The following is a 20,861-nucleotide window of genomic DNA, read 5'->3' as shown; positions in this document are numbered from 1 at the left end:
TCAGATGAAGGCGACGACGAGGGCGGCCAAGCCGAGAAATTTCATGCTCTGGTTCTCGTCGATGTTGATGAGGCCCATCGTCGAGTCGAGCAAGAACGACACCTCTGCAGAGAGCTGCCCGCAATACTCACGCAGGGAGGTGATATCCTTGCCGATGAGCTTAAGCTGGGCCACCGTGTCGGGGCCGGCCCAGTGCCGCCCGTTCGCGATGATGAACGGGATGAGTGTCGACAGCGTCACCGCGGAATCGCGCAGATTGGCGACCAGCGCGTTGCGCCGGCCGAGACGCTGCACGATGCCCTTCAGGTCCCGGAAGCTGGTCTTGCCACGGAGGCCCATGGGCCGGGCGAAGCCGTTGCGGGGATGCGCCGTATCGGAAAAGATCTCGGTCGTCAGGGCGTTGAGGTCCTGTTCGACCGTCCGCAGGGTGCTCGCGAGCTGGCCGACGATGGTGTCGAAGAGCTCGACGAGCATGTCGGCCGAGTTGTTGACCCGGGGCAGGCCGCTGCGCCGACGCGGCTCGGCATAGCTGCGGAAGGCTGGGAAATTCCCCTGCCGCATGCTGATCAGGCGCTCGTGGTCGGCGATCAGGCCAACGGGCAAATTCACCGCCACGTCACCCTCGAAGGACGGCAGCCAGCAGATCAGGTTGAGGTCATCCTGCTCCACGAAGATGCGGCTCGATTCCTCGATCTCGTGCAACTCGTCCGGGCTGAACAGCTCGACGTTCAGCACCGACGAGACGAGGGCCCTCTCCTCCGGAGTGGCGGCCAAGAGATCGACCCAAAGGGATTGAGCGAGTCGCTGACGCCTCTTCTCCTCCGAAAAGTGATCGAGGGGCTGCAGACAAGTCTCGCCGCGGGCGAAGGTCAGGATCACGACGCGTCGGTCCTCTCGGGTAAAGGGATGTCTGCCCCGGCAGGGGCATTATCGAAGCAGGTTCATCACTCCCGCTGCGCCCGCCCGGCGCTGAAGCGGCCGCAGGGAGTTGCCGAGGGCGCCGAGCGCTGAGGCGTTGTTGAAGAACACCGAGTGCCAGATATTGAAACCGGCCAGGAACACGCCGGCGATGCAGATGCCGTTGGCGCCCCGGATCAGGTTCCAGCTCTGACCGACATTCGTGTGCAGCTCGCGGGCGATCGAGAACATCTCTCCCATCCGGCGCAGGTTGCCCTCCAGGAAGACCACCTGCGCGGTGTCGGTGGCGATCCCCGCCGCGCCGCTGAGGGAGACCGAGACGTCGGCTTGGCGAAGGGCGAGGGCGTCGTTGATGCCGTCCCCGACGAAGCAGACGCGGCGTCCCTCCCGCTGGAGTCCGGCGATCACCGCCGCCTTGTCCTCCGGAAGGACCTCGGCGAAGTAACGCTCCATTCCGAGCTGGTTGGCGAGCTGACGCGTCGGCCTGTCATGGTCCCCCGACAGGATGATGAGTTCCTTGATACCTCCCGCGCGCAGGCTCTCCACGGCATCCGCCGCCTCGGGACGCTGCGACGGACGCAGGTCGATGAGGCCGGCGGGCTCATCGTCGAGGCCCATATAGATCAAGGTGTGACCGGCATCGCGCCGAGGCGCCATGGCGTGATCGAAGGATTCCGGGAAGACGAGGCCCTCCCGGTCCATGAAGCGGCGGCTGCCAAGCCGGACGCGACGGCCCTCGATGATCACCGTGAGGCCGAAGCCAAGGGCGTATTGCGAGGCATCGAGCACCGGCAGAGGCGCACCGTCCGTGGCCTGGTAGCGATCGACGATGGCCCGCGCGATCGGGTGCGAGAAGTTCTGTTCGGCCGCGGCCGCGAGACGCAGCATCTCGGTGGGCGCGTGGGCGCCGCAGGACACCACCTCCCCGACCTCGGGCACCGAGCGGGTGAGCGTCCCGGTCTTGTCGAACACCACCGTATCGATCTGCGGCAGGGTCTCCAGGGCGCGGCCCTGCTTCACCAGGATGCCGGAGCGGATGCAGGCCGAGAGCGAAGTCACGACGGCGAGGGGCGCCGCCATGCGGATGCCGGTGCCGAGATCCGAATTGATGACAGCGAGCGCCGCGCTCGGCCCGATCATCGCCCCGGCGAGCGCCGAAACGCCGAGCGCCGGCACCACGATCGAATCGGCCAGGGACTCGCCGCGCGACTGGAGTTTCAGCTTGTGCGAGACGGTCTCGCGGAGAATGTCGGCGATCTTGCCAGCCGTGGTGTCCTTGCCTGCCCGCTCGACCCGCACCCGGATCTGGCCGGCGACCAGCAGGGTCGCGGCGAGTACGGAATCTTCGGCGGCGCGCTCGACGGGCGCCGCCTCGCCGGTCAGGGCCTGCTGGTCCAGCATGCCCTCGCCGGACTGGACGACCCCATCGACGGGAACCGCCTCGCCGGTATGGACGACGACCACGTCGCCCGCCTTCACGTCCTCGATCCGCACCTCGGCCGTCGAGCCGTCCGCCCGTTCGAGGCGCACGATGCTGGGCTGTCGGCCCAAGGCGTCGACGAGGAGCCGCGCCGACTGTGCCTGGGTCTTGCGCAGCAGGGTCCGCCCGACGCTCAGGAAGAAGGAAGTCATCGCACCGGCAAAGATCTCGCCGGTGAACAGGCAGGTGGTGAAGATGATGCTGTCGAGGACGTCGACGCCCAAGCGCCGCTCCTGGACCAAGACCTGGATCGCCCTGTGGTAGCTCGGCACGGCCGTGGCGAGCATGAGGGCGGTGCCGACCGGCAGGAGGGCGGGGGCTACGAAGGTCGCTCCCCCCGAGAGCGCGAGCGAAGCGGTGGCGACCGGCAGATCGAGCCGATGCAGGATGGGGCGGACGGCGTCTCTGCTCTTGTCTTGAACCGCCCGGTGCAACCCGTGCACGATTTGCTGCGCATGGATCAGCGCCGGGTCGAACCGGATGGTCAGGCTTCCACCAAGCCCGTCCACGCGAAAGGCGACGATCCCGAGCAAATCATCCAGCGCCTTGGACACCCTGTCCCAGGCCGCCGGACGACACCGCAGGCCCGGATGACGCAGCCGAAGGAGGCCGGGCTTTTCATCCTGGCGGATCCAGTCGCTGATGAGGCGGCCGTAGCGGAAGAACGAGGTCCGGCGATGGGGCGCGGCTTCCGCATCCTCAAGGTCGACGTCGAGTTCGGGCAGGTCCGCAGGCCGCGCGCGGTAGGTGGCGACCACCTTCCTCCGGGCGCCCGGCTCGTGCCGGACATCCACCTCATGGCGCTGCCGGTCGATCGTGACCGACCGGACCGATGGCGCGGCCAGCGTCACGCGCAGAAACTCGGCCAGGCGGCTGGCCGAGGAGAACCACTGGCCTCCCCCCACAACGAACCGGTCCGGCCCGACGACCCGGACCGAGAAGCAGACGGCTCCCGGATCCGCGAGAGAGCTCGTGAAGAGGGAGGACATCGTGTCGGACCGCTTCGTTGGGTGTTTTTGCAGCCACGCCCGATCACAGCACGATCGGGTGTGGCTGCAACGCACTGATAGGAAATGATTTTTCGTTCTGAACTTCGCGTCCCTTCGCGGGCGATGCGTTCAGTGTTCTCCGTCGAACTTGCCCGCGAGAGCATCGACATGCTGCCGGGTGTCGCTGTGCACGGGGTGATCGTGCGCCTCGTGCCCGGCATGGACGTCCGCGCGCGGAGCAAGCGTGCTCGTCGGCGCCTGCTTCAGCAGGTGGCGGCGAGAGCGGGACGAGAGGGCATCATCGCTGCCGTCGGACAGGCCGCGCTGGACCGCACTGCCTTCCGGCAACAGGTCATGCACGTAAGTGGCGGCGAAGACCGCGCCATAAGCGAGGGCGTAGCTGACCGAATACACGCCCGAGCCCACGACCCGCTTGGTCGTCGCTGCGGCTCGGTGCGCGGATTCGCGCGCATGGACGGTCGGAGCGTCGAGGGCGCCGGCAGCAGTCTCGAGCGTCTCCCCGAGAATCGTGAAGGGGTCCTCGGCGGTGGCAGTCGACGAACTCATCAGTGGTCCTATCCCAGGTGGTGGAGGTCCCGAGCGACATCGCTCAGGCGAGGAGGGCTCCGAAGAGCCATTCCGTGAGCGCGAGAGCCGCGCCGGCTATCAGGGCGGCCGAGGCGGCGGTAAGAAGCAATCCGGCGGCAATCAGCAGCCCATCCCGCCGGATCAGGCCGATCGCCAGGATGAAGACCGTGAGCGACAAGGGCGCGTTCGTGCCGGGAATCGGCAGGGCGATCAGCAGCGCTAAGATGATGACGGCGACACCCACCATGCGCTGGCCGGCCTTGCCGTGGAAGATCGCGCCCCGCGGTCGCGTGAAGCCGTCGATCCTGCGAAGCAGCGGCAGCATGGCCCTCACCGCGCGCTTGAGCGGCTTAGCCTGGATACGCCTGTCGAGAAGCGATTCCGGCAGCCAGACGCGGTCTCGGGCGGTGACCATCTGAGCGCCTATCATCGCGGTGGGAATGGCGATGACGAGGGACAGGCCGGGAATCGGGACCGGGATAATCTCGGGAACGGCCAGGGCGGCAAGGGGAATCCCGAAGGCAGATGTCTCCAGCCCACCGAGCAACTCGCGGACCGTGAGGGTTTCCAAATCGCCCCGGCGCAGGACGGCCTCGAAAAGCTTCGTCAGCTCGCTCGCCTGAACGGGGCTACGCGATGAAGCCGTACGCAGAGCCGGCGGTGCAAAATCAGCAGTTGCAAGTGCTGGCCCCATACTAAGTCCTAATAGAGAGCGATTTGGCACGCAAATGCGTGTATAAGCGCAAACCTCTCATCTATCGATCAAAATATTTTTACGTCTCGGCGAGGCTCGGACAAGCCTAAGAGCGGGTAAATTATGACATTTTTATAACAAATAGTTGGGGCGAATTCTTTTGTACTAGAGGTTGTTGCGGGCCTGGGGGCGCCCGCTTTGCCGGTTCCCGGGCGCGTCTGTGAAAAGCGCTGATCGGACGCTCACCGCTCCAGTGAGCGTGCGGCCCACTGATCGGCGGGTCGAGCTTCATGCTGTCATGGGACGTGTTCGATGCGACGCTGCGGCCTGCGGGCGGAAGAGTCTTCGCCGAGCGAGTCCTCCGCCCGTCTCCCAGTTCCATCACACCCAGCTTCAAGCCGGATTGTCGATGCGCGTTGAGCGTTCGCAGCGACTTGGCAGGGAGATGGTGGGCCCGGCAGGACTCGAACCTGCAACCAGACCGTTATGAGCGGTCGGCTCTAACCATTGAGCTACAGGCCCTTTGGGTTCCTTCTCAAGGCCTTGGCGCCGAGACCGGGGGTCGGCGGCGAGGTCGGCGACGGAAACGGCGACGGGAACCGGGTTCGTGGTAGCCCGTGTGCCCGGCGCCGGCAAGGGACGGATCGCCCGCCGGGGGCCTCCCGTCAGCGCTGGCCGAAGGCGCTGTCGGTGAAGAGGTGCTTCAGGCCGTGCGGCTGGGAGCGCCAGTATTGCTTGGGCGCGCGCACCTGCGCCCCGAGTTCGGCCGCCGCGTGCCAGGGCCAGCGCAGGTCGTAGAGCAGGGCGCGGGCGAGGGAGACCGCATCCGCCTGGCCGTTCTGCAGGATCGCCTCGGCCTGGGCGGGTTGCGTGATCAGGCCCACGGCGATGGTGGGAAGCCCGGTCTCGGCCTTGATGCGCGCCGCGAAGGGCACCTGGTAGCCCGGCCCCACGGGGATTGTCTGCGCCGTCGAGAGGCCGCCGGAGGAGACGTGGATCGCCGCGGCGCCCCGGGCCTTCAGGGCCTCGGCCAGGGCGAGGGTGCCCTCGAGGTCCCAGCCGCCCTCGACCCAGTCCGTGGCCGAGACGCGCATCCAGACCGGGCGTCCCGCCGGCACCGCGTCGCGCACCGCCTCGAAGCATTCGAGGGGGAAGCGCATCCGGTTCTCCAGGGCGCCGCCATAGGCGTCGCCGCGGGTGTTGGCGAGCGGCGAGAGGAATTGGTGCAGCAGGTAGCCATGGGCCCCGTGCAGCTCCACCCCGTCGATCCCGAGGCGCATCGCCCGCCGGGCGGTGGCGACGAAGCCGTCGCGGATGCGCTTGAGGTCGGAGAGGTCGAGGGCGTGCGGGGCCACCTCGCCCGCCCCGTGGGGGATCGCCGAGGGCGCCTCCGTGCGCCAGCCCTGGGGATGCTCGGGCGGGATCTGCGCGCCCCCGTCCCAGGGGGCCCGGCTCGAGGCCTTGCGCCCGGCATGGGCGATCTGGAGGGCGACGGGCACGGGCGCGTATTCCCGCACCGCGCCGAGCACCCGGGCGAGCGCCCGCTCGGTGGCGTCGTCGTAGAGGCCGAGATCCCAGGCGGTGATGCGCGCCTCGGGGCTGATCGCCGTCGCCTCCAGGGTCAGGAGCCCGGCCCCCGAGGCGGCGAGCTGGCCGAGATGCATCACATGCCAATCGGTCGCCGCCCCGTCCCGGGCGGAGTACTGGCACATCGGCGCGACGAGGATGCGGTTCTCGAGCACGAGATCGTCGAGCCGCAGGGGCTCGAACAGGCGCGGGGCGGACATGGCGGCTCCATCCTGAGGAGTTTAGGCGGTGTATGGGGGTATCTGGGGAAGTGCGCGCAGAGCTTCCAGTTCGGCGGCAACAAAACCGGATGAGAACGAGCTTTTGGATAAGGTCGAATCAAGTGGCGAAAAATTAGCTCACAATTTCTGTAAATATCAATTAATGTCTTATCGCGATTAAGTAGAATGTGTGCCAATTATAAATCAAAATAAATAAATATCTTAGACAACTATTTCCATAATAGTAAAAACCTTGCCAAATAAACAAATATATTTATGGCTATTTTTCAAATGATTTCAGATCTGGTTCCTGCTCGCAAAATTCAATTGGGATTAAGCGGCGCTGTTGCTACGTTTCCCGTTCTAGAATATGCTGTCGATAGAAGGGGGATGGACTTGTGGCCTCAAACAGGTGTGGATCACTTTTCAGAGGTAGCGTGTCCGCTGTTTTCCGGTATGAAATTATGTCACGAATCAAAAATGATGGGCAATTTCTGGGGGTATCGTGGGTGCTCCGTTCAAGCTCGCGTCAAGCGAGGAGCGTTTTAGGCTAATTCATGCTGATGTGCTTCGTGGACTTAAGCAAGTAGAGGGAATACCTTTCAATTTAATTATAACATCTCCGCCATACAATATAGGAAAGTCTTACGAAAGGGATAGCAGAAGATCTGTTGAGGAGTATATTGATTGGCAGTCCAAAATCGCTGAAACTCTCGTTTCCATGCTTGCTGAAGATGGAAGTTTGTGCTGGCAGGTCGGAAATTGGACAAATAAAAATCAAGAGGTGATACCTCTAGATTGCATGTTTTATGACATTTTTAGAAAATTTGGATTAAAGCTCAGAAACAGAATTATTTGGCGTTTCAATTTCGGTCGAAATGCCGTGCATAGATTCTCAGGAAGATACGAGACTTTATTGTGGTTCACCAAGTCCGATAAATACGTATTCAATCTTGATGATGTCCGTGTGCCTCAGATTTATCCAGGCAAACGTAATTCATCAAGGAAAGGTGAGGGTAAGGCTGGATTGCCCAGCGGCAACCCGCTTGGGAAGAATCCATCTGATTTTTGGGAATTTTCTCCAAAAAAAGATTTTTTAGAGAATCCGATCTGGGAGATCCCAAATGTAAAAGCAAACCATGTGGAAAAAACTTTGCATCCATGCCAATTTCCGGTGGAGTTGGCTGAGCGGTGTGTGCTTGCGTTTACAAAACAAGATGATCTTATTTTGGATCCGTTCGTTGGAACTGGAGCTAGTATTATAGCCGCCACCAAATGTGGGCGACGTGGTGTTGGCATTGATCACGATGCTGAGTTCATCCAGTTATCAAACCAACGGCTTACTGCTCTGGAGCGAGGTGAGCTTCGTTTAAGGCCTTTAGGAAAACCCATATATGAACCAGGTCGTTCAGGAAGAGTATCTCGTGTGCCGGAAGAGTGGACAGCCATAAAAGTGTGATAGGGAGAGGGCTGCTGTGAGTATCCAAAAAAAATCTGCAAAAACAAAAAAAGCTAAACTTACTCCTCAGCAGAAAAAAGATAAAGCCCGTCAACGTGAGCATATTCGGCAAATTCGACAGGTCTTTCGCAATGCCGGCTTTTCACATATCCCTGAAATGGAAGGAAAAATTCTAAAATTTGAAGATGCAGAAACTGATTTCGATGATTTTTTTGTGCATGAAAATGTAATCGTGTTGATTGAGTACACTACTAGTAATGAAAGTCATGTCGCAGATCATCTTCTAAAAAAGAATTATCCCTTTAGCAAAATAAATAAATCACAAGAAAAATTTGTAGCTTATCTGCGATACCAATTCTCCCATGTAAAAGCGTATTTTCATGAAAAATATGACAATCATCATTTTAAGGTTGTTATTCTGTACGCGTCGCGTAACGAACTTAAGCCGACGGCTAAGCAGAAATGCACATCTGTGATATACTTCGATTACGAGTATTTAAAGTACTTTTTGAGTGTGTCTGGGACTGTAAAGCGATCATCAAAATATGAGCTTTTAGAGTTCATGGGGGTGCAAGCCAAAGAATTTGGCGAGCGCGCTATTAAGCCTGGGAGTATTTCAACTTCGGCATTCCAAGGCTCCATCCTTCCGGAGCCTAATTCACATTTTCCAGTTGGATACAAGGTGGTGTCGTTTTATGTTGACCCAGAAACTCTTTTAGAGCGCGCATATGTGCTCAGGCGCAACGGATGGAGATCCGAGGGAAATATCTATCAAAGGATGATAAGCAGGGCAAAAGTTGAGGCCATCCGAAGGCATCTGTTGGATAAAAAGGGTGTTTTCATAAATAATATTATTGTTACTCTTCCTGATAATACTAATCTCTTAGATGCCAATGGAAAAACTATTGATGTGTCTTCTATAAAAAAGACAGAACCAGCGACAGTTTCTATCAGTTCCGGCTATAATTCCATTGGATTGGTCGATGGGCAGCATCGAGTCTTTTCTTACTATGAAGGAGGGCCTGAAGAAGCAAAAATTGCAACTCTTCGGCAGCAACAAAATTTGCTTGCTACCGGTATATTATTTCCGCTGGGCACTTCAGATGAAGACAAGGCGATTTTTGAAGCCAGGCTTTTTCTTGATATCAACTCTAATCAATCAAGTGCCAAAGCAGAATTGAAACAAGAAATTGGGTTAATACTCCGGCCATCGTCGGCTGAGTCGATTGCCAGATCTGTGCTTAATAAAATAAATAACAGCAATGGACCTCTGGCAAAAGAATTTCAGAAATATTTCTGGGAGAATAATAAGATAAAGACAACAACTGTTGTCAGCTATGGCCTGAGGCCTCTTGTTCGCATAAAATCAGAAGATGGATTTTATGCTAATTGGGCGCACGAATCAAAAGATAAGATAACTGAAGATAAATTTGATAGAGCTGTTCTTGATGAATATATTGCCCATTGTGTTGCAGAAATAAATATGTTTATAAGTGCTGCTAAGTATAATCTGCCGAGCGATAAATGGACGGCTGATAAAAAAATCGATGGAAGACTACTTACTACTACGGTTGTAAATGGAATGATCTCTTGTATTCGACAGCTAGTCGCGCACAATAAAACCGGTAATTTTGAGTATTACAAAAATAAACTTAATGGCATCTCAAAATTTGAGTTCCGAAAATATAAATCCAGTGGCTATAATGCAATGGGCGTAGATCTTTCTAGGGAATATTTTGGAATAAATGGCCAAGATCAAATTAAATAGTAAGATTTGTCAGATCTCCTCAGTTTGCTGATTGACAATCCCCCGCTCCTTCAAGCTCGCCCCAATCTCCTCCAAAGCCGCCGGATCATCGATCGTCGGCGGCATGGAAAAATCCTGGCCGTCGGCGATGCGCTTCATGGTGGCCCTGAGAATCTTGCCGGAGCGGGTCTTGGGGAGGCGGCCCACGGTGACGGCGAGCTTGAAGGCGGCCACGGGGCCGATCTCGTCGCGGACGCGGGCGACGAGTTCTTGCTCGATCGCCTCCGGGCTCTTCCGCACGCCGGATTTCAGCACCACGAAGCCGCAGGGGGCCTCGCCCTTGAGGGCGTCGCGGATGCCGATCACCGCGCATTCGGCCACGTCCGGATGGGCGGCGAGCACCGCCTCCATGCCCCCGGTGGAGAGGCGGTGGCCGGCCACGTTGATGATGTCGTCGGTCCGCCCCAGCACGGTGACGTAGCCCTCCGCGTCGACCACGCCGGCATCCGCCGTGTCGTAGTAGCCGGGATAGGTGGCGAGGTAGCTCCGGCGGAAGCGCTCGTCGGAGCCCCACAGGGTCGGCAGGCAGCCCGGGGGCAGGGGCAGCTTGAGGGCGATGGTGCCCATGGTGCCCGGGGGCACGGGCTTGCCGGCCTCGTCGAGCACGTGCAGGTCGTAGCCCGGCATCGGCAGGGCGGTGGAGCCGTATTTCACCGGCAGGGGCTCGATGCCGAGCGGGTTGCCGGCGATGGCCCAGCCGGTCTCGGTCTGCCACCAATGGTCGATGACCGGGCGGCCGAGGGCCTTTTCCGCCCAGGCCACCGTGTCCGGGTCGGCCCGCTCGCCGGCCAGGAACAGGGCACGGAAGCCGGAGAGGTCGTAATCCTTCAGCCGCTCGGCGCGGGGGTCTTCCTTCTTGATCGCGCGGAGCGCCGTCGGCGCGGTGAAGAGCACGGCGGCCTTGTGCTCCGCGACCAGACGCCAGAAGGCGCCGGCATCGGGCGTGCCCACCGGCTTGCCCTCGTAGAGCACGGTGGTGCAGCCGTGCAGGAGCGGCGCGTAGACGATGTAGGAATGGCCGACCACCCAGCCGATGTCGGAGGCGCAGGCATAGACCTCGCCGGGCCTGACCCCGTAGAGATGGGCCATCGACCAGGTCAGCGCGACGCAATAGCCGCCGGTGTCGCGCACCACGCCCTTGGGGCGGCCGGTCGTGCCCGAGGTGTAGAGGATGTAGAGCGGGTCGGTGGCGGCCACGCTCACCGGCGCGGCCCGGCGGGTCTGGGCGGCGATTGTTGCCTGCCAGTCGTGGTCGCGGCCCTCCGTCATCGCCGCCTCGGCCTGCGGGCGCTGCAGGATCAGGCAGGCCTCCGGCTTGTGGGCGGAGCGGGCCAGCGCCGCGTCGAGGAGCGGCTTGTAGGGGACGACGCGGCTCGGTTCGATGCCGCAGGAGGCGGCGAGAATCAGCCTGGGCGCCGCATCCTCGATTCGCGCCGCGAGCTCGTTGGCGGCGAAGCCCCCGAACACCACCGAATGGATCGCCCCGAGTCGCGCGCAGGCGAGCATGCCGAACAGGGCCTCGGGCACCATCGGCATGTAGAGCACGACCCGGTCGCCTTTCTCGACGCCGAAATCCTCCAGCACCGCGGCGAGGCGGGCGACCTCGTTCTGCAACTCGGCATAGGTGATGCGGCGCTTGCTGCCCGTGACGGGCGAGTCGTAGAGAATCGCCGCCTGGTCGCCGCGGCCGTTCGCGACGTGGCGGTCGACGGCGTTGGTGCAGGCATTCAGGCGGCTTCGCGGGAACCATCGGCCGGCCTCGGAGCCTCGGGCCGCGGCCTCGGAGCCGGCTTCGAGGCCTTCCGAGGCGTAGGCGCGGGTCGGGCGCTCGTCCCAGTCGAGCGCCTCGGCGGCCTTCAACCAGAAGCTCTCCGGATCGGCGAGCGCGGCGGCCTGGACGGACCGGTAGGAGCGGGGCTCCGGCGTCATCGTGTTTCCTCCGTGGAGGGCCGGTCGGCGCCGGCCTCTTGCCGCGGAATGTAGCGCCTTCGCGCCCGCTTCCCAACGAAAACGCCGCGCCGGGGAGGGCCCGGGCGCGGCGCGCGATACGCTCTATGCCGTTGAAGACGCTAGTGAAGTGTCTGGCTCGCGGGCCTGAGCCGCTCGATCTCGTCCTTCAGGAACAGCTTCTTGCGCTTGAGCTCGGCGACGCGGAGGTCGTCGATGGACGGGGCTTGCTGGGCGTCGTGAATCTCTTTTTCGAGAGCTTCGTGCTTCGCTTCGAGCTGGCTCAGATGCGTCTGCAAGGACATGAGTGGCGTCTCCTGTCATCGTTTCCGACGCCCCCAGAGTGCCACGGATTCGCTTTCCTGTCGAAATCAATCCGCCGCGAGACTGAGATTTCCGTTACACGAACGGCGCGTCTTTTCGGCAACGCTTCGGGCCGCCCAAGGCCGCGTCATCGTCGTGGGGTAAGCCCCTGTCCCGCCTTGCTCCGGGCGAGGCCTTGCCGCATGGTCGCCCCGTCCGGCGACCCCTGAGAGAGCCCTGCTTGTGAACATCATGGTTGAGGTTGCGAACGATGGCGGCCCCGATCTTGAAGCCGAGCTGAACCGACTCCGCGAGGAGCACCGGGATCTCGACGACGCGATCGAGGCGCTGATGCTCAGCGTCGCCGGGGATCAGCTGCAGATCCAGCGGCTGAAGAAGCGCAAGCTCGTGCTGCGCGACCGCATCACCCATCTCGAGGACCAGCTCACGCCCGACATCATCGCGTGAGGGGAGGGGGCGCGGACCGCCCCCTCGGAGCGTTCACTTCGCCAGATAGGCGGTCACGCTGGAGAGCCGCGTGCCGACCATGCGGACGGCCTTGCGCAGGCGCTCGTCGCTGACGCCCAGGGTCTCGGCCCAGTGGCTGCGCGACTTCGCGTCGTAGATGTCGATGTGGATGGCTTTCGGGGCGGTCTGGGGCTGGCCGTGGCTCGGCATTGTGTAGGGTTCCATGGAGGGTGCGCGGCCGCACAGGCGGGCCGTTTGCTCCACAACGCGGCAGGCTGCGCCCGGCTCCGTGCCGGCGCGCGCCGGCCACGAAAAAATCGCCGCCTTGCGGCCCGGGCGCGGCCCCTGTATCCGGCGCCTTTGGTCCGGCCCCGCGACAACCGGCGGTCCGGGCTTCCTCGAACCGAAGGCATCGACGAGGATGACGGGAGCGGTCCCGGTCGCGATCATCATGGGCAGCCAGTCCGACTGGGCGACCATGCGGCACGCCGCGGAGACGCTGGAGGCGCTGCAGGTTCCCTACGACGCGCGCATCGTCTCCGCCCACCGCACGCCGGACCGGCTCGTCGCCTTCGCGAAGGGGGCGCGGGCGGCGGGCTTCAAGGTGGTGATCGCCGGGGCCGGCGGCGCGGCCCATCTGCCGGGCATGGCGGCGGCGATGACGCCCCTGCCGGTCTTCGGCGTCCCGGTCGAGTCGAAGGCGCTCTCGGGCCAGGACAGCCTGCTCTCGATCGTGCAGATGCCCGCCGGTATCCCCGTCGGGACGCTCGCGATCGGTCGGGCCGGGGCGGTCAACGCCGCCCTGATGGCCGTCGCCGTGCTCGCCCTGACCGATCCAGCCCTGGCCGAGCGCCTCGATTCCTGGCGCGCCCGGCAGAGCGAGAGCGTCGCCGAGCGTCCCGACACCTCGGTCGTGTGAGGCCGGACAAGAACTGACTGACGGCACGGACATGAGCAGCGACAGCACCCCGGCGGTGAGGCCCGGCGGCACGATCGGCATCATCGGAGGCGGCCAGCTCGGCCGCATGATCGCCCTGGCGGCCGCGAATTATGGCCTGAAGGCGCATATCTACGCCCCCGATGCCGACAGCCCCGCCTTCGACGTGGCCGCGGCCCGCACGATCGCGGCCTATGACGATGCGCAGGCGCTCGCCGCCTTCGCCGATGCGGTCGACGTCGTCACCTACGAGTTCGAGAACATCCCGCACGAGACCGCCGCTGTGCTGGAAGAGCACGCGCCGGTGCGGCCGAGCGCCAGGGCCCTGTTCACCACCCAGGATCGGCTCACGGAGAAGACCTTCGTGAACGGGCTCGGCATCGCCACGGCCCCATTCCGGGCGGTGGACACCGTCGCGGATCTCGAGGCGGCGCTCGCGGCCCTCGGCCGGCCGGCCGTGCTCAAGACGCGCCGCTTCGGCTATGACGGCAAGGGGCAGCGCACGATCCGCGCCGGCGAGGACGCGGCCGATATCCTTGCCGCGTTCAAGGGCGCGCCCTGCATCCTGGAGGGCTTCGTGCCTTTCCGCCGGGAGATCTCGGTGGTGGCCGCCCGCGGCGTCGATGGGGCCTTCGCGGCCTTCGCCCCGGTCGCCAACGAGCATCGCAACCACATCCTGGCGGTGACGCAGGCGCCGGCGCCGGGGCTCGATCCCGAGACGACCCGGGCCGCTCTGGAGATCGCCAAAGCCATCGCCGAGGCCCTCGACTATGTCGGCGTGCTCGCGGTGGAGCTGTTCGAGGTGGAGGGGCCGGCCGGCCGCGACCGGCTCGTCGTCAACGAGATCGCGCCCCGCGTGCACAATTCCGGGCATTGGACCATCGAGGGTGCGCAGACCTCCCAGTTCGCCCAGGCTGTCCGTGCGGTCTGTGGCTGGCCGCTCGGCGGCACGGCCATTCCCGCCGGGCACCGGGTCGAGATGCACAATCTGATCGGGGACGAGGCCGAGACCTGGGCCACCCTGCTCGCCGAGCCGGGCGCCGCCCTGCATCTCTACGGCAAGGGCGAGGCCCGTCCCGGCCGCAAGATGGGCCATGTGACCCGGCTGATCCGGGAAGGCTGAACCCGCTGGGCGACCGCCCCGCTCAATAATGCGGTGGCGGCGGCTCGGGCAGGCCTGAGGGCGCGCGGATCGCAGCCTCTTCCAGTTGCTCGGTCAGCTTCTGCACCTGCCGCACCAGCAGATCGATCTTCCGCCACTGCGCGGTAATCGTAGCGTTGAGATCGTCGATGACCGCCTCCTGCTCGGTCAGGCGGATCTCCAGGCGGTCGAGGCGGCTCTCGGTGTCGGTCGGCATGGATGGGCTTCTAGATCCGTGTCCGATCGCGTTGCAATCGGGCACGCCTCTCGATCGCGATTCCGACGCGCACTCTGCCGAAGGGACAGGCCGCGTGGGGAATCAAGCCGGCTTGGCGGGCGTTTCGGTTTGAGAGGGGGCGATCGCGGCTCGGGTCTGCGGTGCATCCAGCACGTGGTCGCTCTCGTCCTTCAGGTTCACGCCCGAGAGGCCACGGGCGAAAGCCTGGGTGAGCAGCCAGTTCAGCTTGAACGCGGCGAGGTCGAAGGACAGCCCGGCGGGCCGCACATTCGAGATGCAGTTGCGCTCCGCGTCCGAGCGTCCGGGTCTCGGGCCGAAGGTAAGATAGAGGCCGAGGCTGTCGGGCGAAGACAGGCCCGGCCGTTCGCCGATCATCACCACGACCGCCCTGGCCTTCAGGGCCGCGCCGATATCGTCCCCGAGCGCGACCCGCGCCTGCACGGCGATCACGACGGGGGCGAGGCGCCAGCCGGCCTTGTCGAGATAGGGCTTGAGCGCCGCGAGCATCTTGGCGGCTCCCTCGTGCACGGCACGGGCGGAGAGCCCATCGGCGACGACGAGGGCGAGATCGACCGTTTCCGTCGCCGTGAGCGCCCTGCGGTCGTCCGGGGCAAGCCGCCGGCCGTAATCGGGCCGGCGCAGATAGGTCGGACGGTCCTGGGCGGAGGAGGCCGCCTGCACCGTCGGAAAGCCGAGAGCTGCGATCGCATCGGCCACGGCCTGTGCGTCGAGAGGCGTGTGCACCGCGTCCCGCGCCTGGGCGTGGGCGAGCCCGAAGCGCAGCACTTCCCGTGTCGGCAGGCCGCTTCCGACCCGGCCGAGCCCGATCCGCGCCGGTGTGAGGCGGGCGAGCCGTTGCCAGAGATCCTCGTCGCTCATCGCAGGCCCCTCACGCCGCGAGGTCGGGCACGGCGGCGAGCAGCCGCGGGCCGGCGCCGCCGGGCAGCAGCTTGCCCTCCGCGTCGGTGAGTCCGATGCGCTGCAGCCATTCCTCGAACTCGGGGGCCCGCTTCAGGCCCAGCACCTCGCGCAGGTAAAGGGAATCGTGGAACGAGGTGGACTGGTAGTTCAGCATCACGTCGTCAGCCCCGGGAATGCCCATGACGTAGGTGCAGCCCGCTGCGCCGAGGAGCGTCAGCAGGGTGTCCATGTCGTCCTGATCGGCCTCGGCATGGTTGGTGTAGCAGACGTCGCAGCCGAGCGGCACGCCCATCAGCTTGCCGCAGAAGTGGTCCTCCAGCCCGGCGCGGATGATCTCCTTGCCGTCGTAGAGATATTCCGGGCCGATGAAGCCGACCACGGTGTTGACGAGGAGCGGACGGAAGACGCGAGCCACGGCATAGGCGCGCGCTTCCAGGGTCTGCTGGTCGATGCCGTGATGGGCGTCCGCCGAGAGGGCCGAGCCCTGGCCGGTCTCGAAATACATCACGTTGTCCCCGAGCGTTCCCCGCTTGAGGGCAAGCGCGGCCTCGTGCGCCTCCTTCAGGATGTCCAGGGTGACGCCGAAGCTCGCATTCGCCTTCTGCGTGCCCGCGATCGACTGAAACACGAGATCCACCGGCAGGCCGCGATTCATCGCCTCCAGCGTCGTGGTGACATGGGTGAGGACGCAGCCCTGGGTCGGGATCCCGAGCCGCGTGATGATGTCGTCGAACAGCCGCAGCAGCCCGGACAGCGTCTGCACGGAATCGGAGACCGGGTTGATGCCGATCACGGCGTCGCCGCAGCCGTAGGACAGTCCGTCGAGGATCGAGGCGGTGACGCCGGCCGCATCGTCCGTCGGGTGGTTCGGCTGCAGCCGCACGGCCATGGTGCCGGGGAGCCCGATCGTGTTGCGGAAACGGGTGACCACCCGGGCCTTCCGGGCGACCAGGATCAGGTCCTGGTTGCGCATGATCTTCGACACGGCCGCCGCCATTTCCGGCGTCACGCCCGAGGCGATGCGGGCCAGCGTCTCCGACGAGGCGGTGAGCAGGAACTCGCGGAAGTCCCCGACCGTGAGGTGGGCGATCTCGGCGAAGGCGGCAGCGTCATGCCCGTCGAGGATCAGCCGGGTGACGTCGTCTTCCTCGTAAGGGACCAGCGGACGGGCCAGGATCTCCTTCAGCGGCACCTCGGCGAGGCACCAGCGGGCCGCCATGTTCTCCTCGGCCGATTCCGCGGCGATGCCGGCGAGGCAATCTCCGGAGCGGATCGGGCTCGCCTTGGCCATCAGGGTGCCGAGATCGGCGAAGACGTGAGCGTGGGACCCGACGACGTGGCGATAGGGCATAGCGGCGCTTCTCCTTGGATCACGGAATCACAGGATCCCGTCACCCGATGCAACCTCGGCGATCCATTGCCGGGAGACCGCCGACGGCATAACTGGACCTCACAACATCACGAGTCGAGCCGGCGCTCGACGCCAACCTGCCGACCCGGCAAGGTGGCGCCCTTTCTTGAGGAAAGGGGATGTGGCCGTTCCGGCAACCAACGGGAACTCTGCATCCGCGTCGCTTGGCTCCCACTCTGGAAGGCGCCGCCGTGAGGGATTCGACTGCCCAGCAATTCGCAAGCGACAACTATGCCGGAATCTGTCCGGAGGCCTGGGCAGCCATGGCCGAGGCGAATGTGGGCCACGCTCCCGCTTATGGTGCCGATCCCTGGACGCAGCGGGCGACCGATGGCTTCCGAACGCTGTTCGAGACGGATTGCGAGGTCTTCTTCGTCTTCAACGGCACCGCGGCGAATTCGCTGGCGCTCGCCGCGCTCTGCCAGTCCTACCACAGCGTGATTTGCGCCGAATCCGCCCATGTCGAAACCGACGAATGCGGTGCGCCGGAATTCTTCTCCAACGGTTCGAAGCTCCTCGTTGCCCCCGTGAGCGAGGGCAAGCTCACGCCTGATGGCGTGCGGGGCATCGCCGGGAAGCGCAGCGACATCCACTTTCCGAAGCCCCGTGCCGTCACGATCACCCAATCGACCGAAACCGGCCGCGTCTACAGCGTGCAAGAGGTGGCGGCGCTCTCGGAGACCTGCCGCAGCCTCGGACTCAATCTGCACATGGACGGCGCCCGGTTCGCCAATGCCTGCGCCGCGCTCGAGGCGAGCCCGGCGGAGCTGACCTGGAAGGCGGGGGTCGACGTGCTGTGTTTCGGCGGCACCAAGAACGGCATGGGGATGGGCGAGGCGGTAATCTTCTTCGACCGCCGGCGCGCCGAGGATTTCGACTATCGCTGCAAGCAATCAGGCCAACTCGCGTCCAAGATGCGCTATCTCGCGGCGCCCTGGGTCGGGATGCTGGAAAGCGGGGCCTGGCTCGCTCATGCGCGCCACGCCAATGCCTGTGCCCGCCGCCTCGCCGACGCGGTGGCAGGCATTCCGGGAGTCGAACTTGCCGCCCCCGTCGAGGCGAACGGTGTCTTCCTCCACCTACACGAGACGGTTCAGGCTGCCCTGCGAGAACGGGGCTGGCATTTCTATGGCTTCATCGGCGGCGCGGCCCGCTTCATGTTCGCCTGGGACGCCGATCCCGTCCGGGTCGATGCCCTGGCCCGCGACATCCGCGATTGCGTCCTGCCGACGGCGGCCTGAGCGAGGGGAAGAGGTCCTGCCGGTCACGGTCATCGGGACGGTGATGACACCGAGTTTCCTGCGACCGTCCTCGTGTGCACGCTTCAGCTGCCCAAAGCCTGCGCAGCATGGCTGGCCATATCTCTTCGGATACGGCCTCGCTTGGCTTGCCGTGCTCGCGACGAACGGGCGATCAGACCAGATACCCGATCGTCGCGACGACCGCGGTGGCGACTGTGGCGAAGGCGATAGTCGTGGGGGTCAGGAACAGCGAGGGCCGGGACAGGGGCTCGGCCTCCACCGGACAGCCGAAGGCTTCGCCGGCCGCCTGCTCGAAGCGCAGCAGCGAGAGGTGACGCGCATGTGCGGCGGCGGAGGTCATGGCTGAATCTCCCTGGCTGGCGGGCCGGCCGCAAGCTTAAGCATTGGAGATTCAACGCGCAAACACCTGAGAGGTTCCTGAACGCCCCCGCTCGGCAACCTTTCGTTAGCCATGCCCTGCGCCATTCCGGACATGAGACCCTACGGTGTCCGGGGCCGCATCGGACCACGACATCCGCACGGTCTGCCGCTCGACTCCGCGGGGGGGATCGCGAGACGACTCCCGGTTCGAGTTGTCATCTTAGATTGCCGTTAACTCCCGCAATGCACGATAATTTGCATTATCTCTTTACGAATGGTTCACGATGAAGGTCTCGCTGAAGCAGAGTCTAATTGGGCTCTTCGCGATCATGCTCGTGCTGTCGGTGGCGCAGGGTGTGATGGCGCTGGTGAAGCTGGAGGCGATCGGCGGCCAGACGACGGCACTCCTCGACAACACCATCCCTTCGATGAACGAGGCGAACGCCATCAACATCCTCGTCGTGCGCACGCGCCTCTGGCAGTTCCGCTACATGACGGCGCTGGACGAGAGCGGGAAAACGCAGAGTGCGGCCAAAGTCACCGACATGATCCGCGAGCGCAATGCCAAGGTCGACGGTTACCGCGCGCTCATCGTCTCGCCCGAGGAACAGGCGATCTACGAGGACCTGCAGATCAAGCTGAACGCCGTCAAAACGGATTGGGATGAGCTGCGCGCCTTCCCTGCGGATCGCCAAGCCGAGGCGATGGCCTTCTTCACCGGGCCGATGCAGGTCCGTTACCTCGCCGTCACCGCTGCGGCTGCGAAGCTCGTCGAGATCAACCTCGCGGCGAGCCGCGCCGCGGATGCCGCGATCCGCTCGGAGCAGGCCTCCGCCTGGCGCACGACGCTGATCATGCTCTCCCTTGCTCTCCTGACGGCGCTCAGCGCCGCGGCCTATTCCTTCACGGGCGTGTCCCGTCCGATCGGTCGGATGACGGTGGCGATGCGGCGGCTGGCGGGCGGCGACACCGCGTTCGACATCCCCTACGGTCAACGCAGGGACGAGATCGGCGAGATGTCCGCCGCCATCCGGGTCTTTCGTGAGAACCTCCTCCATACCAGGCAGCTGGAGGCCGAGACCGTGTCGGCCCGCGCTTCGGCCGAAGAGCAGCGCAAGGCCGGGATGAGACAACTTGCGGACGGCTTCGAAGCGGCCGTGGGCGGAATCGTGGCGCGCCTCGGAGCCGCTGCTGGGGATCTGCAGGGCACCGCCCAGACCATGAGCGCCACGGCGGGGGAGACGGCGGCGCAATCGACCAGCGTCGCGGCCGCCGCGGAAGAGGCCGCCACCAACGTCAACGCGGTGGCCGCGGCGGCGGAGGAACTCGGCACCTCCGTCGATGAGATCGGCCGCCAGGTCGGCAGCTCCGCCGATCTCGCCCGGATCGCCGTGGGCGAGGCCAACCAGACCGCGCAGCTCGTGCAGGACTTGTCCCAGGCCGCCGCCCGCATCGGCGACGTGGTCAGCCTGATCTCGACCATCGCCGGCCAGACCAACCTGCTGGCGCTGAACGCCACGATCGAGGCGGCCCGGGCCGGGGAGGCGGGGCGCGGCTTCGCGGTGGTCGCCGCCGAGGTCAAGGAGCTCGCGAGCCAGACCGGCCGCGCCACGGAGGAGATCGGCCGCCAGATCGCGCAGATCCAGGGCTCGACCGACCAGGCGGTGGAGGCGATCGGCGGGATTGCCGGGCGCATCCGCGAGATCAGCAGCGTGGCGACCACCATCGCCGCCGCGGTGGAGCAGCAGGGCGCGGCGACGCAGGAGATCGTGCGCAACGTTGCCCAGGCGGCCATGGGGGCCGGCGAGGTGACGCACAACATCGCGGGCGTCGCGGGCGCGGCCGAGGAGACCGGGTCCGCCGCCACCCAGGTCCTGGCCTCGGCCTCCGCGCTGGCGCAGCAGGCCGAGCATCTCGGTGCCGAGATGACACGCTTCCTCGGGAGCGTCCGCGCCGCCTGAGGCGCGGCGCCCCGAAACCGCATCCGGCCCATGTGTTCCCCTGCCTGGGCCGGGTCCGGCGCCGTGATATGAGACGGCGTTCGAGCGAGCACCGGATCTGCCCTCCCGAGGGGAGCGCGGACGAGGTCCGAGACGATGACAAGCTCCGCCTCCCCCGGCGGAGGTCTTTTTGTTTCCGGTTTGTTCCGGT

The 20,861-nt window shown here is 64.2% G+C and carries 19 protein-coding genes, 1 tRNA gene and 1 riboswitch; of the genes, 7 read left to right on the top strand and 13 right to left on the bottom strand.

The genetic code is table 11. The features are described 5' to 3' along the window. The 6 genes from MFF21_RS14975 to MFF21_RS14950 form a co-directional block, all read right to left on the bottom strand. Nucleotides 1-879, bottom strand: a complete 879-nt coding sequence (locus MFF21_RS14975; protein WP_238311923.1) for a CorA family divalent cation transporter — start codon at nucleotides 877-879, stop codon at nucleotides 1-3. 48 nt (nucleotides 880-927) lie between these two features. After that, nucleotides 928-3,387 (bottom strand): heavy metal translocating P-type ATPase, encoded by a 2,460-nt coding sequence (locus MFF21_RS14970; protein ID WP_238311922.1) that lies wholly within the window; start codon nucleotides 3,385-3,387, stop codon nucleotides 928-930. A 129-nt stretch (nucleotides 3,388-3,516) separates the two neighbouring features. Further along, nucleotides 3,517-3,954: a hypothetical protein gene (locus MFF21_RS14965; protein WP_238311921.1), complete on the bottom strand. Its 438-nt coding sequence runs from the start codon at nucleotides 3,952-3,954 to the stop codon at nucleotides 3,517-3,519. 43 nt (nucleotides 3,955-3,997) lie between these two features. Further along, nucleotides 3,998-4,669 carry an exopolysaccharide biosynthesis protein gene (locus tag MFF21_RS14960; protein WP_238311920.1) on the bottom strand — a complete coding sequence of 224 codons (672 nt, stop codon included), beginning with the start codon at nucleotides 4,667-4,669 and terminating at the stop codon, nucleotides 3,998-4,000. 446 nt (nucleotides 4,670-5,115) lie between these two features. Then, a tRNA-Ile gene (locus tag MFF21_RS14955) sits at nucleotides 5,116-5,191 on the bottom strand. Between the two features lie 143 nt (nucleotides 5,192-5,334). Continuing rightward, nucleotides 5,335-6,456 carry an NADH:flavin oxidoreductase/NADH oxidase gene (locus tag MFF21_RS14950; protein WP_238311919.1) on the bottom strand — a complete coding sequence of 374 codons (1,122 nt, stop codon included), beginning with the start codon at nucleotides 6,454-6,456 and terminating at the stop codon, nucleotides 5,335-5,337. A gap of 505 nt (nucleotides 6,457-6,961) precedes the next feature. On the opposite strand from MFF21_RS14950, the gene MFF21_RS14945 reads away from it, so the two are divergent. Further along, a complete protein-coding gene (locus MFF21_RS14945) occupies nucleotides 6,962-7,915 on the top strand; it encodes a DNA-methyltransferase (protein ID WP_238311918.1) in 954 nt (317 codons plus the stop codon). 16 nt (nucleotides 7,916-7,931) lie between these two features. Beyond that, a complete protein-coding gene (locus MFF21_RS14940; RefSeq protein ID WP_238311917.1) occupies nucleotides 7,932-9,683 on the top strand; it encodes a DGQHR domain-containing protein in 1,752 nt (583 codons plus the stop codon). Between the two features lie 9 nt (nucleotides 9,684-9,692). On the opposite strand, the gene MFF21_RS14935 is transcribed toward MFF21_RS14940, so the two are convergent. Together MFF21_RS14935 and MFF21_RS14930 are read right to left on the bottom strand one after the other, a co-directional pair. Further along, a complete protein-coding gene (locus MFF21_RS14935) occupies nucleotides 9,693-11,651 on the bottom strand; it encodes a propionyl-CoA synthetase (RefSeq protein WP_238311916.1) in 1,959 nt (652 codons plus the stop codon). A 140-nt stretch (nucleotides 11,652-11,791) separates the two neighbouring features. After that, nucleotides 11,792-11,974, bottom strand: coding sequence for a YdcH family protein (locus tag MFF21_RS14930; RefSeq protein WP_238311915.1), 183 nt, complete (start codon nucleotides 11,972-11,974; stop codon nucleotides 11,792-11,794). A gap of 250 nt (nucleotides 11,975-12,224) precedes the next feature. Here MFF21_RS14930 and MFF21_RS14925 point away from each other — a divergent pair, with 250 nt between their 5' ends. After that, a complete protein-coding gene (locus tag MFF21_RS14925) occupies nucleotides 12,225-12,440 on the top strand; it encodes a YdcH family protein (RefSeq protein WP_238311914.1) in 216 nt (71 codons plus the stop codon). A 33-nt stretch (nucleotides 12,441-12,473) separates the two neighbouring features. On the opposite strand, the gene MFF21_RS14920 is transcribed toward MFF21_RS14925, so the two are convergent. Continuing rightward, complete coding sequence (locus MFF21_RS14920) at nucleotides 12,474-12,650, bottom strand: DUF3606 domain-containing protein (protein WP_308445686.1); 177 nt, start codon at nucleotides 12,648-12,650, stop codon at nucleotides 12,474-12,476. Between the two features lie 211 nt (nucleotides 12,651-12,861). Between MFF21_RS14920 and purE the strand changes: the two genes are divergently transcribed. Further along, nucleotides 12,862-13,359: a 5-(carboxyamino)imidazole ribonucleotide mutase gene (gene purE / locus MFF21_RS14915; protein ID WP_238311912.1), complete on the top strand. Its 498-nt coding sequence runs from the start codon at nucleotides 12,862-12,864 to the stop codon at nucleotides 13,357-13,359. A gap of 31 nt (nucleotides 13,360-13,390) precedes the next feature. Beyond that, nucleotides 13,391-14,500, top strand: a complete 1,110-nt coding sequence (locus MFF21_RS14910; RefSeq protein ID WP_238311911.1) for a 5-(carboxyamino)imidazole ribonucleotide synthase — start codon at nucleotides 13,391-13,393, stop codon at nucleotides 14,498-14,500. A 22-nt stretch (nucleotides 14,501-14,522) separates the two neighbouring features. On the opposite strand, the gene MFF21_RS14905 is transcribed toward MFF21_RS14910, so the two are convergent. The 3 genes from MFF21_RS14905 to MFF21_RS14895 all read right to left on the bottom strand — a co-directional run bounded on the left by MFF21_RS14905 (nucleotide 14,523) and on the right by MFF21_RS14895 (nucleotide 17,028). Next, nucleotides 14,523-14,735 carry a SlyX family protein gene (locus MFF21_RS14905; RefSeq protein ID WP_238311910.1) on the bottom strand — a complete coding sequence of 71 codons (213 nt, stop codon included), beginning with the start codon at nucleotides 14,733-14,735 and terminating at the stop codon, nucleotides 14,523-14,525. A gap of 102 nt (nucleotides 14,736-14,837) precedes the next feature. Then, nucleotides 14,838-15,635 carry an ethanolamine ammonia-lyase subunit EutC gene (eutC, locus tag MFF21_RS14900; protein ID WP_238311909.1) on the bottom strand — a complete coding sequence of 266 codons (798 nt, stop codon included), beginning with the start codon at nucleotides 15,633-15,635 and terminating at the stop codon, nucleotides 14,838-14,840. Nucleotides 15,636-15,645: 10 nt separating this feature from the next. Then, the gene (locus MFF21_RS14895) at nucleotides 15,646-17,028 is read right to left on the bottom strand and encodes an ethanolamine ammonia-lyase subunit EutB (protein WP_238311908.1); all 1,383 of its coding nucleotides are present in this window, start codon (nucleotides 17,026-17,028) and stop codon (nucleotides 15,646-15,648) included. 99 nt (nucleotides 17,029-17,127) lie between these two features. Beyond that, nucleotides 17,128-17,239, top strand: a riboswitch (SAM-I-IV-variant riboswitch). A 40-nt stretch (nucleotides 17,240-17,279) separates the two neighbouring features. Between MFF21_RS14895 and MFF21_RS14890 the strand changes: the two genes are divergently transcribed. Beyond that, on the top strand, nucleotides 17,280-18,329 hold the full coding sequence (locus tag MFF21_RS14890; RefSeq protein WP_283206536.1) for a threonine aldolase family protein: 1,050 nt from the start codon (nucleotides 17,280-17,282) through the stop codon (nucleotides 18,327-18,329). A 172-nt stretch (nucleotides 18,330-18,501) separates the two neighbouring features. On the opposite strand, the gene MFF21_RS14885 is transcribed toward MFF21_RS14890, so the two are convergent. Continuing rightward, nucleotides 18,502-18,690, bottom strand: a complete 189-nt coding sequence (locus tag MFF21_RS14885) for a hypothetical protein (protein WP_238311906.1) — start codon at nucleotides 18,688-18,690, stop codon at nucleotides 18,502-18,504. Nucleotides 18,691-18,994: 304 nt separating this feature from the next. Here MFF21_RS14885 and MFF21_RS14880 point away from each other — a divergent pair, with 304 nt between their 5' ends. After that, nucleotides 18,995-20,671 carry a methyl-accepting chemotaxis protein gene (locus tag MFF21_RS14880; protein ID WP_238311905.1) on the top strand — a complete coding sequence of 559 codons (1,677 nt, stop codon included), beginning with the start codon at nucleotides 18,995-18,997 and terminating at the stop codon, nucleotides 20,669-20,671. The last annotated feature ends 190 nt before the right edge of the window (nucleotides 20,672-20,861 follow it).

Source organism: Methylobacterium organophilum, assembly GCF_022179465.1.
In the GTDB taxonomy this organism is placed as follows: domain Bacteria; phylum Pseudomonadota; class Alphaproteobacteria; order Rhizobiales; family Beijerinckiaceae; genus Methylobacterium; species Methylobacterium organophilum.
Note: the sequence above shows the minus strand (reverse complement) of the source record. Positions and strands in the feature narration are given on the sequence as shown.

Excerpts from the sequence above, each read along its gene's own strand:
- MFF21_RS14970 (WP_238311922.1), bottom strand. The coding sequence starts at position 3,387 with ATGTCCTCCCTCTTCACGAGCTCTCTCGCGGATCCGGGAGCCGTCTGC.
- MFF21_RS14965 (WP_238311921.1), bottom strand. The coding sequence starts at position 3,954 with ATGAGTTCGTCGACTGCCACCGCCGAGGACCCCTTCACGATTCTCGGG.
- MFF21_RS14960 (WP_238311920.1), bottom strand. The coding sequence starts at position 4,669 with ATGGGGCCAGCACTTGCAACTGCTGATTTTGCACCGCCGGCTCTGCGT.
- MFF21_RS14950 (WP_238311919.1), bottom strand. The coding sequence starts at position 6,456 with ATGTCCGCCCCGCGCCTGTTCGAGCCCCTGCGGCTCGACGATCTCGTG.
- MFF21_RS14935 (WP_238311916.1), bottom strand. The coding sequence starts at position 11,651 with ATGACGCCGGAGCCCCGCTCCTACCGGTCCGTCCAGGCCGCCGCGCTC.
- MFF21_RS14930 (WP_238311915.1), bottom strand. The coding sequence starts at position 11,974 with ATGTCCTTGCAGACGCATCTGAGCCAGCTCGAAGCGAAGCACGAAGCT.
- MFF21_RS14925 (WP_238311914.1), top strand. The coding sequence starts at position 12,225 with ATGGTTGAGGTTGCGAACGATGGCGGCCCCGATCTTGAAGCCGAGCTG.
- MFF21_RS14920 (WP_308445686.1), bottom strand. The coding sequence starts at position 12,650 with ATGCCGAGCCACGGCCAGCCCCAGACCGCCCCGAAAGCCATCCACATC.
- purE (WP_238311912.1), top strand. The coding sequence starts at position 12,862 with ATGACGGGAGCGGTCCCGGTCGCGATCATCATGGGCAGCCAGTCCGAC.
- MFF21_RS14910 (WP_238311911.1), top strand. The coding sequence starts at position 13,391 with ATGAGCAGCGACAGCACCCCGGCGGTGAGGCCCGGCGGCACGATCGGC.
- MFF21_RS14905 (WP_238311910.1), bottom strand. The coding sequence starts at position 14,735 with ATGCCGACCGACACCGAGAGCCGCCTCGACCGCCTGGAGATCCGCCTG.
- eutC (WP_238311909.1), bottom strand. The coding sequence starts at position 15,635 with ATGAGCGACGAGGATCTCTGGCAACGGCTCGCCCGCCTCACACCGGCG.
- MFF21_RS14895 (WP_238311908.1), bottom strand. The coding sequence starts at position 17,028 with ATGCCCTATCGCCACGTCGTCGGGTCCCACGCTCACGTCTTCGCCGAT.
- MFF21_RS14885 (WP_238311906.1), bottom strand. The coding sequence starts at position 18,690 with ATGACCTCCGCCGCCGCACATGCGCGTCACCTCTCGCTGCTGCGCTTC.
- MFF21_RS14880 (WP_238311905.1), top strand. The coding sequence starts at position 18,995 with ATGAAGGTCTCGCTGAAGCAGAGTCTAATTGGGCTCTTCGCGATCATG.